9 protein-coding genes are annotated in these 11,015 nt (G+C 43.8%); 5 read left to right on the top strand and 4 right to left on the bottom strand.

Features of this window, described 5'->3' with window-relative positions:
* From ACESM0_RS10075 to mutS, 3 genes are all read right to left on the bottom strand, one after another.
* Positions 1–1,302, bottom strand: a 1,302-nt coding sequence (locus ACESM0_RS10075) for an AAA domain-containing protein (RefSeq protein WP_372906090.1), incomplete at its 3' end; no start/stop codon positions are given.
* 288 nt (positions 1,303–1,590) lie between these two features.
* Positions 1,591–2,484 (bottom strand): GntR family transcriptional regulator, encoded by an 894-nt coding sequence (locus ACESM0_RS10070; protein ID WP_372906089.1) that lies wholly within the window; start codon positions 2,482–2,484, stop codon positions 1,591–1,593.
* Positions 2,481–5,162, bottom strand: a complete 2,682-nt coding sequence (mutS, locus tag ACESM0_RS10065; protein ID WP_372906088.1) for a DNA mismatch repair protein MutS — start codon at positions 5,160–5,162, stop codon at positions 2,481–2,483. Before mutS ends, ACESM0_RS10070 begins: the two co-directional genes overlap by 4 nt.
* Positions 5,163–5,338: 176 nt before the next feature.
* Between mutS and ACESM0_RS10060 the strand changes: the two genes are divergently transcribed.
* From ACESM0_RS10060 to ACESM0_RS10040, 5 genes are all read left to right on the top strand, one after another.
* A complete protein-coding gene (locus ACESM0_RS10060) occupies positions 5,339–6,250 on the top strand; it encodes a YihY/virulence factor BrkB family protein (RefSeq protein ID WP_372906087.1) in 912 nt (303 codons plus the stop codon).
* Positions 6,250–6,855, top strand: coding sequence for a DNA-3-methyladenine glycosylase (locus tag ACESM0_RS10055; RefSeq protein ID WP_372906086.1), 606 nt, complete (start codon positions 6,250–6,252; stop codon positions 6,853–6,855). The genes ACESM0_RS10060 and ACESM0_RS10055 overlap by 1 nt, the downstream gene beginning before the upstream one ends.
* Before the next feature lie 164 nt (positions 6,856–7,019).
* Positions 7,020–7,625 (top strand): YceI family protein, encoded by a 606-nt coding sequence (locus ACESM0_RS10050; RefSeq protein ID WP_372906085.1) that lies wholly within the window; start codon positions 7,020–7,022, stop codon positions 7,623–7,625.
* 205 nt (positions 7,626–7,830) lie between these two features.
* The gene (locus ACESM0_RS10045) at positions 7,831–8,394 is read left to right on the top strand and encodes a DUF6580 family putative transport protein (RefSeq protein WP_372906084.1); all 564 of its coding nucleotides are present in this window, start codon (positions 7,831–7,833) and stop codon (positions 8,392–8,394) included.
* Between the two features lie 23 nt (positions 8,395–8,417).
* Positions 8,418–9,131, top strand: coding sequence for an SDR family NAD(P)-dependent oxidoreductase (locus ACESM0_RS10040; protein ID WP_372906083.1), 714 nt, complete (start codon positions 8,418–8,420; stop codon positions 9,129–9,131).
* 177 nt (positions 9,132–9,308) lie between these two features.
* Here the strand turns inward: ACESM0_RS10040 and ACESM0_RS10035 are convergent, their stop codons facing one another.
* Positions 9,309–10,850, bottom strand: a complete 1,542-nt coding sequence (locus tag ACESM0_RS10035; protein WP_372906082.1) for a YifB family Mg chelatase-like AAA ATPase — start codon at positions 10,848–10,850, stop codon at positions 9,309–9,311.
* Between the last annotated feature and the right edge of the window lie 165 nt (positions 10,851–11,015).

The raw sequence follows: 11,015 nt of genomic DNA, 5'->3' as shown, positions 1-11,015 counted from the left end.
AAAAGCGGTGAATTCAGGGTGTTCATCGTGCCATCGGAAAAGTGCTTCTGATGAGTCAGCGCCGGAAACCGTGGTAAAAATATCTTTCTCCAGAAACTCACGGGATTTTCGGTCGTTCGTCAGCGCAATGGGCGGAAGCTGCATCGGGTCGCCCACAACCACCATGTGCCACTTGGCGTGAGCCGCGAGCACCATCATGTAGGGCAGGTTGGCCATTGAGCTCTCATCCACAACCACAGCGTCAAATTCAAGATCGTGAAACAGGTCAGACGTACACACTTTTGCGAGCGTTGTGGCCACCAGCTGTTTTTTCCAGAGCTCGGCGCGGTCGTTCACCTGACTCAGCTCCTCGATCTTTGCCTCCAGCTCCTCCAATCCGCCGGCATCCTTGATTTTCTGCTCAATCAGTTTCATCTCCAGCTCCTGATTGTTTGTTGGCTGTTTTCCGTTTCTCAGTCGCTTCTCAACAGACTGCAGCGCCTGCTTTCTGCGCTCCATCAGCCCAATCCACTCGCCGGCCTGTTCTTGCCGTTTACGAATTGTCTGTTCAAGCTGATTGGAAAAGAGCGTCGGTTCCAGTTCGGCAGCATCCAGGGCGGCCTCGCCAAAACGAGTGATTCGATTTTTTGAAATATTCAAACCAATTTTTTGAAGTGCATCAAGCGCACTGAGCAACCCCACATCTACCGCCCGGTTGGTATTGGATGCAAACAGAACCTTCTTTCCGTTCTTCAGATAGTTGGCAATAATATATCCCAGCGTAGCCGTTTTACCCGTTCCCGGCGGACCCCAGATAAACGTCGCCCTGCGATTCATCGACATTCGAATCGCGTCAAGCTGCGCTTCGTTCCGCATGCCGTCATCATCCACTTCATCCGGACCGGGAATCGCTTGACCATTAGGTTCAAAGAGATGCTCTAGCCGATCCAGTTCGCTTTTTTTCCTCCCATCCAGCTTTACAATTTCTGAAAGCGTTCGTTTCAGAATAAAATCGTTCTCCCATTCAACATGTAGTTCGCTGATGGAGTCGCCCACATCCTCAGGAAACTGGAGGATTATCTCTTTATCCTCATATGAGACAGGATGAACCGTCCAGCTTTTTTCACCTGACATTGCTTTAATCTCCTCTGCAAAACGGATGGCAGGCTGGTGAGATTCAAACTTATAGTTCACATTTTCTGAAGCAGAAACTTTGTCTCTCTTGCCTTCAAACAGCACGTCCGATGACGGTTTTTCCCGAACCGTTTCAATTTCCGATTCGAGGGCGGTAATGGCTTGATCGAGAAGTTTTTTTATATCCATCTATAGGTGAAAACGCAAAATTGAAAAGGCAATAATCTCCCCTAAAAAGGGGAGATTTAGAGGGGTGTTAGGATATCAATTTGTAATCATCCCCAGACCCATTTTTTTAAGGAAACCTTATTTCATTACTATCTAAACAATAGAAGTCGGATTCCCACTCACTAACATTCTGAATATCTAAAACTAACAGTTTCATTAAGTACAATCGAATATTATCTGGCAATTTTTCACGTTTGCCGTTTCACGTTTGGTAAACTCAGAAAACGAACTCGCCTCTTGCCACAAAATCTACTGATCCCACATTTCGGACCGTATCATCTGGGCACTTTTTTCAGAAATGATGTACTCCAGTTTTACTCGCTTCATCTCCGCTACTTTCTGTTCCACGAGCCGGGCGCTTGCGGGAGTATAAACGATCAAATCGGTATTTCGCACAAATAGCGGAAGAGATTTACCATAGGTTGCTCCCGCCACAAATGCTCCCTCAAAATTCATCAGTGTTTTCAGTTCATCAATAATTTTTGAGATCGATTCCTCTTCGGCCGTAACTAGCCCGATGGCTTCAATTCCGGATCGATCTACAATGGATAGAAGTACATCGGCATCATAGTGAAATACCACCGGAAGCAGGCGAATGGTACTGCTCAGTGACCTGAATTCGCTCACCAGATGTATCGGCACAAAAAGTGCATCGTATCTAACCAGCTCATCATAATCAGTTGCCGAAATCGGTACACTTTTTACGCCAATCTGATTTTTGATGGAGTCTGACAACAGCTTGGCGAGCTCAACCGTCTCTCCCACTGTTGCAATGCTTTGAATGCGATCGGGCCACTCCATGTAGCTGATCTGCTCTTCAAAGATCGCCTCTATCTCCTTTTCATCCAGGCCATAACCGATCAATTCTTCAAGGAGCTCTTGCATCTTTTCGGTTCCCATCTCAATTCGCTGGGTTTTATCAAGCGAGGTGCTCTGGCGATTCACCACAAATCCGCGTCCCTGTTCCGGGGTAATTAGCCCCTCATCCGCAAGCTGATGATAAGCCTTCCTGACCGTATGAAAACTGGCGCCCAACTGCTGGCCCAACACCCGGGTGGAAGGCAGCAGCTCCCCCACCTGAAACTGCTTGGTGGCGATCATCAGGCGAATACGATCGGAAATATGTTTGGCAGAGTGTTTCATTCCTGAGATTTTACCAAACGCTTCAATTCACTCAGCATAAGCATCGCCTCAATGGGTGTCATACGATTGGGGTCGGCAGCATCCAGCTTATTCAGCAATGTTTCTACGTTCGGGTCCATTTGTGAACCAAAAAGCGTCATCTGAGGTAGTTCAGCCTGTTTTTCTACCTCTTTGGCAACCTTCTTTGCGGCCTCTTTCTTTTTCGCTGATTGGGCCATTGCTCCATTGCCGTCGTGACTCACATCCAGCGTGTGGCTCTCCAGGTTCGAGAGAATCTCTTTTGCACGATTGATCACAACTTCCGGCAGTCCCGCCATATTGGCCACCTGAATTCCGTAACTGTGATCGGCACCGCCACGAACCAGTTTCCGTAAAAAGATTACTTTTCCGTCGTGCTCTTTCACCTGAACATTAAAGTTTTTAATTCGTTCGTAGCGGTCTTCAAGCTCGTTCAATTCGTGATAATGTGTGGCAAAGAGCGTTTTTGCAGCCACTTCCGGTTTATTATGAAGATACTCTGAGAGCGACCATGCAATGCTCAGCCCGTCAAATGTACTCGTTCCCCGGCCCACTTCATCCAGGAGAATCAGGGATTTTGGTGTGGCGTTGTTCAGAATGTTGGCGGCTTCGTTCATCTCAACAAGAAAGGTACTTTCACCCGCCGCAAGATTATCGGAAGCCCCCACCCTGGTAAAGATTTTATCCACGAGCCCGATCGTGGCTTTATCGGCCGGAACAAAACAGCCGATCTGAGCCATCAATACCAGCAGTCCGGTCTGCCGCAAAATGATACTTTTACCGGCCATATTCGGTCCGGTGATCATCAGAATTTGAAACTCTGTGTTATCTAGGTAAATATCATTCGGGATAAACGGCTCTCCGGCTTCGAGTGTCTTCTCAACCACCGGATGACGTCCTTTTTTTACATTAACCGTGTCGTCTTCATTGATCTCCGGTTTCACATAGTTATTCCGAAATGCTACCTCCGCAAAACTCTGAATACAGTCGAGCTCAGCAATGGCGCCGGCTATCTGTTGCACATCATCAGCGAATTCGGCTACGTATAATCTTAACTCCTCAAACAGCTCACCCTCGAGGGTTTTGCTCTTATCTTCGGCCGAGAGTACCTTCTCCTCCACCTCCTTTAGTTCGGGCGTGATGTAGCGCTCGGAGTTGACCAGAGTCTGCTTGCGGATAAAATGCTCAGGCACTTTATCTTTGTGCGTATTGGTTACCTCGATGTAGTAGCCGAATACTTTATTATAGCCGATTTTGAGCGACGGAATCCCGGCTTCTTTGGCCAGCTTATCCTTTATCTCAGCGATATACTTTTTCCCGTTCCGGGCAATCTCCCGGAGTTCGTCCAGGTTATCGTTAAATCCTTCATCAAACATTCCCCCATCGCGAATACTTGCCGGCGGATCTACTACCAGCGCCCCGTTGATTCGCTCCTGAACGTCTATCAATAATTTTAACCGGCTGTTGACAGATTTAAGCAACGTGCTTTCACACTGACCTATAATTCGTTTGATTGCCGTAATCTGTGCAAGTGAAAGCTGAAGCTGTTTTAAATCACGAGCATTAGTACGGCCAACGCTAATCCGGCTGATGAGTCTCTCCAGATCCCCCACCTGATTCAGTTCATCACGAAGCTCTTCCCTCAATGGATGATTCTCTACCAATACATCTACTGCTTCCAAACGATTCTCAATCGGCTCAGCTTTTTTGAGAGGCCTCATGATCCATTTTCTCAGCAGTCGTCCGCCCATCGCCGTAGAGGTAGCGTCCAGAATAGAGACCAGTGTTCCATCTGTTCCGCCTTCCTGCATGCTGGATGTCAATTCCAGGTTTCGTTTCGTAGCGCCGTCTAACGACATATACTCGCTGTTTTCGTAAGCATAAAGTCGTTTCAGGTGACCCAAAGAAGATTTTTGAGTTTCCTGCATGTAATGCAGCAGCGATCCGGCAGCCGTGTGGGCAATTTCCAGGTCCTCCACACCAAAGCCTTTAAGAGAGTGCGTTTTAAAGTGTTCTGTCAGAATTTTATAGCCGTAATCTCCCTCATACACCCAATCTTCTATATAGGTGATGTTATTATTTTTTAGCTCGTGCGGAACACTGTTTTTGAGCTTCTTTTGAAGAAGCACTTCAGACGGCTGCAGTGACTGAATCAAACTGTCCAACTCTGATTTACCCACCTGACTCAATCCAAACTCACCGGTTGAGATATCCGAAAAAGCGACTCCCGCAGTACCACCGGCCCAAAATATCGAAACGATATAGTTGTTGCGTTTATGATCAAGCAGCTTATCAGACATCGTCACGCCGGGAGTGGTAATCTCTGTCACTTCCCGGTTCACGATTTTTTTACCGGCCTTTTTAGCGGTCTCGGGGTCTTCGGTTTGTTCGCAAATCGCTACTCGAAAACCTCGCTTCACCAGTTTTGGCAGGTAGGAGTCGAGAGCATGATACGGAAATCCCGCAAGCGGAGTCTGATCTCCACCGTTGTTGCGCTTTGTAAGAGTAATTCCCAGCTCCTTGCTAATTAGTACGGCATCATCGGCAAACGTCTCGTAGAAGTCCCCCACTCTGAACAGAAGAATCGTACCGGGATGTTTCTCCTTAATCTCAAAATATTGCCGCATCAGCGGTGTCTGTTGCTTCTTTTTCTTACCCATGAATATTGTTTACATGCATCAATTAGATTTGCAGACGTGAAAGGTATTGAATTTTCCTCTTTTTTTAAGATTTGAACACTGATGAAATAATCATTTACAACCGAAAGATATCAAGGTATTTGCATGCTGATTGGCATTCACCTTATTTAGGTTTATTTTTCTATTATATGCACGTGTTGGATAAACATAAATTTCGAGCATTCTGGAAAAAGATCTGGGAACTGATCACAAAAAAGCATGTTTTTTACAACGCTTCTGCGATCACGTTCAACCTAATCATTTGTTCCATCCCTTTTACGCTGATTCTTATTTCTATTATCGGTTTTGTTCTATCAATAGATGCAGCTTTTGAAGAACTAATTCGATATGGCAGGGAACTGCTTCCCAGCCTTAGTTATGAAGGTCAGAGTGGAGATATTATCGGAAGTGCCGTAACACTTGAAACAATCATTCAACCGCTGGTAAATGCACGAACCATTTTTGGTGTTGCCGGTATCGCTATTCTCATGGTTTTTGCTCAGGGCCTTTTTCACACGATGAAACACGCTCTTTTTGAAATCTTTGATGTTGAAGACAGAAAACACCCTGTAATGGAGCTGGTACACAACTTTTTTGCTTTTGGTGTAATTGGCGGCGTTTTTCTCTTTTTCAGCATTGCCATCTCAATTATTTCACTTTTTTCTTTCAACGAAATTGCAGTTCCTTATACAGAAATTGTAATTGAGCTTGGCTGGATAGCGGATTTTCTCACGAATGTGATACCGGTCATTTTTATGATTCTTCTCTTTTACGCCATTTTTCGCTACATCAGCGAGCGCCGAATGCGTCCAAAAGTAGCCTTGTTGTCTGCAATCACTTATACCGTTCTTTTTGAAGTGGCAAAATATGGAATTAGTTTTTACCTGGAATACGCACTGAATGCCTATCGTTATTTTTACCAGGGTTATACTGTTTTGATCATCATTATATTCTGGGTTTTTTACTCAGCTGTACTATTCATTATCACTTCTATTATGGCAAGATCTTACCAGGAAATATATCTTCGTGAACCTGTAACCGATAGAAATCCATATACCGACATCTCCTGATGTTTTCTGAAGAAAAAGTTTTACCACTCGAATTTTATTCCAATCCCGATGTAGTAGACGTTGCTCATAATTTGTTGGGAAAAGTCTTGTGCAGCAATATTGATGGTATATTTTCGGCAGGAATTATTTCAGAAACGGAAGCTTACTGTGGCAGAAATGATAAAGCATGTCACGCAAATGATGGAAAGCGTACAGATCGTACAGAAGTGATGTTTGGGAAACCTGGAAATGCATACATCTATCTATGTTATGGGATCCATCACTTATTCAACGTAGTTACAAACCGTGAAGGCCTGGCCGATGCGGTATTGATACGGGGGATCATTCCGGTGAATGGCCGAAAGCATATAGAAGAGAGAAGAGCCGTAAAAAACAAACAAAGTTTGACTGATGGCCCCGGCAAACTGACTCAGGCATTGGGAATTACAACAGACCTGAACAAAACCAGCCTAACTACTCCTCCGGTTTGGATTGAACATCGCAACATAGATATCCCATCAAAAGAGATCGTCCCATCCAAACGAATCGGTGTAGAATATGCCGGTGATCACGCAGATCGTCTCTGGAGGTTTGAAATTTCAAATGCACTGAGTAAGAAGTTATAAGATCAGCACATCTTAACAATAAGTTAACTAAAACATGAAACGGTAGTTCTGCCGTAAACATTAGAGCCTAATACAACATAGATCTTTTTCTGCTGGAGTTGGAACTTCACGAAAGTCTATTTAGTTTAATATTGAACAAATTAAAACCAAAACAAATAACTATCATGATTAAAAAAGCGACATATTTAACAATCACGGCATTTTTATTTACAGCTTTTGCTGCATTTACCACAGTCGACAGAGATGCAACCAGCTGGCAAGTAGATAAAGCACACAGTACCATCAAATTCTCAATCACACACTTTTTCACACCTGTTACAGGTACTTTTGATGATGTTGATGCAACAATCAACTTCGATCCGAATAATCTTGCCGAAAGTAATATCGATGTAACAATTCCGATCGAAAGCGTTAATACAAGAAATGACCGTAGAGATAACCATTTACGCTCAGAAGATTTCTTCAACACATCTCAATGGCCTAATATGAGATTTGTGAGTAATTCTATAGAGCAAACAGGGGACAATCAATTTGTCGCACGTGGTGAACTTACAATTCGCGACGTAACCCGTGAACTTGATCTTCCTTTTGAATTGAAAGGCGTGATGGATCACCCAATGCAGGAAAACACTCGTGTTGCAGGTATCGTAGCTAACGCTGAACTGATGCGAACAGATTTTGGTGTTGGTGTTGGTGACTGGGCTGCAACTGCAGTGGTAGGCGACCAGGTAGATATAGAACTTAATCTTGAGTTAACCACTTCTATATAAAGCAGATGTTGGTTTAAGATAATAAGAGCCCCGGTTTTCGGGGCTTTTTTTGTTTTTAGAACCGATGCACTAGTTGACTCAATTTCCTCACCGCACAATCCTCTCTACACTCCTCTTTATTCTTTTTATTAAAACTGATTTCAGATTCACACTTTTGCATTTCAACTGTTATATTTAACCGTTGAATCAAAAGGCTATCAAATTCATGAATAAAAAGACTTTTTACATAATTTCCGGTTTTATACTATTTGCAGCACTTTCCAGGCTGTTGCCACACGCATACAATTTTACTCCGCTTGGAGCAATTGTATTGTTTGGCGCTGCATATTTCAAAAACAAAAAATGGGCATTGATTGTACCCATAATTGCTCTTTGGGTCAGTGACCTATTGCTGAATAATATCATGTACTCATCGTACTATGAAGGCTTTGCCTGGTTTACCGGTGGCTTTCTCTACATATATGGAAGTATCGCATTGATTGCAGTTCTGGGTTACTACCTCATGAAAAAAGTATCACTGGCCAGAGTTGTTGGTGGTGCTGTAGGCGCTTCTGTCATCTTCTTTGTGGTGAGCAACTTCGGTGTATGGATTACAAGCCCGCTTTATCCCCTATCTATTGAAGGACTTATTGCCTGCTATACAGCAGCTATTCCATTTTTCCACAATACGCTTGGGGGAAATCTGGTCTACAGTGGTGTTCTATTTGGTGCTTACGAGTGGATGAAAGTTCAGTATCCTTCGCTTCAACCGGTCGAATCTCAAGTTTAATTCTCAATTGAGTGAGTAAGAAAATGATTATCATCGGTGCCACTTCCGGCATTGGTGAAGAACTTGCCAGACAAGCTATCCAAAATGGATATAGAGTTTGCGGTACCGGCCGAAGAGTTCATCGCCTGAAAGAGCTCAAAGATGAACTCGGAGACTCGTTCTACTACTCAAAAATGGATGTGTCTCAATTTGATGATGCCAAAAATACCCTTAAATCACTTATTAATGAGATGGGAGGAATGGATATCATCGTCCTAAATGCGGGAATATCCAATTACCCATCGTCTTCGATTACTGCTATGGAACAGAAGGTGATCGATATAAATGTAAGTGGATTTGTTCAGCTATTTGGAGAAGCCTTTCAGTATTTCAGAAAACAGGGTCAAGGCCAGATAGTAGGAGTTTCATCCATTGCCGGACTTTTCGGATCATCCCGGGCCGCCCCTTATAGTGCATCAAAGGCATTTATTTCTACATACATGCAGGCATACCGTCAGCGATGCAACAAAATAAAAGAAGATATTACCGTAACAGATATTGTTGCCGGTTTTATTAAGAGTGAGATGACAGAGGGAAAAAAAGGCATGTTCTGGGTTTCCGAAACAGAAAAAGCTGTGAAACAGATACTCACTTCTATTGAAAAGAAAAAACCGGTTGCTTACATAACACGCCGATGGCGTTTGATTGCCTGGCTTATTCATCTTATCCCTGATCGGGTCATTGACCGACTTTGGTAACCCTAATCTGACTTATAGTAATAGGTAAAGTAGAAATAGGATGAATGGGAGTGTAAACACCCAATCTGAAGAACGATATTTTGTTGTTTCTCTCACTTCCATAATTTTTCTTGTTTTAATCCAAAATAACTGATTTTGTTTCACAATCTGATTAAAACCTCCTAACCGCTGATTAAATCATCCTAACCATCCTTCTCTGTCAAGGCTTCGATACTGAATGGCCTCTGCAATATGATTCGCTTGAATTGACTCCGACCTGTCCAAATCGGCAATCGTTCTTGATACTTTTAGAATTCGGTCGTAAGCACGGGCAGATAAACCCAGAGTATTCATCGCTTTCTTAAGCATTCCCTCTCCTGCATCATCAATACGACATATTTTCCTTGCCATTTTTGTATTCATCTGTGCATTAGAATAAACTCCTTCAATTCCCATAAAACGCCTGCTCTGTATTTCTCTGGCATCTATAACACGTTTACGTATACTTGCAGAACTTTCTCCTTTTGTTTTTGCTGATAGTTCATCAAAACTGACTTTTTCCACATCTACATGGAGGTCAATCCGATCGAGCATCGGTCCGCTTATACGATTCAGATAACGCTGCATCTGCATAGGTGTGGCTCCATTTTCATCATCAGGATCGTACCAATCGCCCGTTGGTGATGGATTCATCGATGCCACCAACATAATCCTGCTGGGATAATTCACACTCATGCGTGCCCTGGAAATACTCACATTCCCATCTTCCAAAGGTTGTCTCATCACCTCCAGCGCACTTCGTTTAAACTCCGGCAGTTCATCCAGAAAAAGCACACCGTTATGAGCCATAGAAATCTCACCCGGCATGGGTATACTCCCGCCACCGACCAGTGCTACATCTGAAACCGTATGATGTGGACTCCGGAAGGGCCGATGCGTGACCAAAGACTTACCACTATCCAGAATTCCGGCTACGGAATGGATTTTTGTTGTCTCCAAAGCTTCACCCAGCGTCAGTGGCGGCAGAATAGTAGGAAGCCTTCTGGCCATCATCGTTTTGCCAGATCCCGGTGGCCCCACCATAATTGCATTGTGACCACCCGCAGCGGAAACCTCAAGTGCACGTTTCACATTCTCCTGCCCCCTCACATCTTCAAAATCGAGCACATCTGCTTTTCCGTTCGTACTAAATAGATTTTTGGGATTAATCTTTAGCGGTGCTTTGCTGTTTTCATTCTCAAACCACCTCATCACTTCTCTCAGATCTGCAAAAGGTAAAACCTTAATTCCATCCACTACGGCCGCTTCCGGTCCGTTCTCTTTTGGCAGAATGATATAGTCCAATCCCTGATTTTTCGCCTCCACAGCCATTGGAAGAACACCTTTTACCGGACGAAGTTTTCCATCAAGTGCAAGTTCGCCCAATATTAGACTTTTTTCAAGTTTCTCAATTTGAATTTGTTCTGATACCGCAAGCAGGCTCACTGCGATAGGAAGATCAAAAGCACTGCCCTCTTTGGGTAGGTCGGCCGGAGCCAGGTTAACCGTAATTCGACCACGAGGGAAATAGGCATCTGCATTTTTAAGTGCAGCGTCAATTCTGTCTTTCGACTCGCTAACCGCCCGATCGGGCAGGCCAACTAAAAAGTATTTTGGCAGACCCCCGCTTCGATTTACCTCTACCTCAATCAAACGGGCGTCCACTCCTATAGTTGATGCACAATAAACTCTTGATAGCATATTCCTGAATCTTTTAATTCCGTTTCTCGTAGTATGAAACAGGAAATAGAACTTCCTTACAGTTTTAATCGTAACTGATGGAGATTTATCATGGAAAAGACAGAAAAAACAATTCTTGAAGAGATTCAGGGAACTGTTCAAGAAATAATTTCACAAATCAAGGAG

Origin of the sequence: Rhodohalobacter sp., from assembly GCF_041686455.1 — a bacterium.
In the GTDB taxonomy this organism is placed as follows: Bacteria; Bacteroidota; Rhodothermia; order Balneolales; family Balneolaceae; genus Rhodohalobacter.
This window is presented reverse-complemented; position numbering and strand designations above follow the sequence as displayed.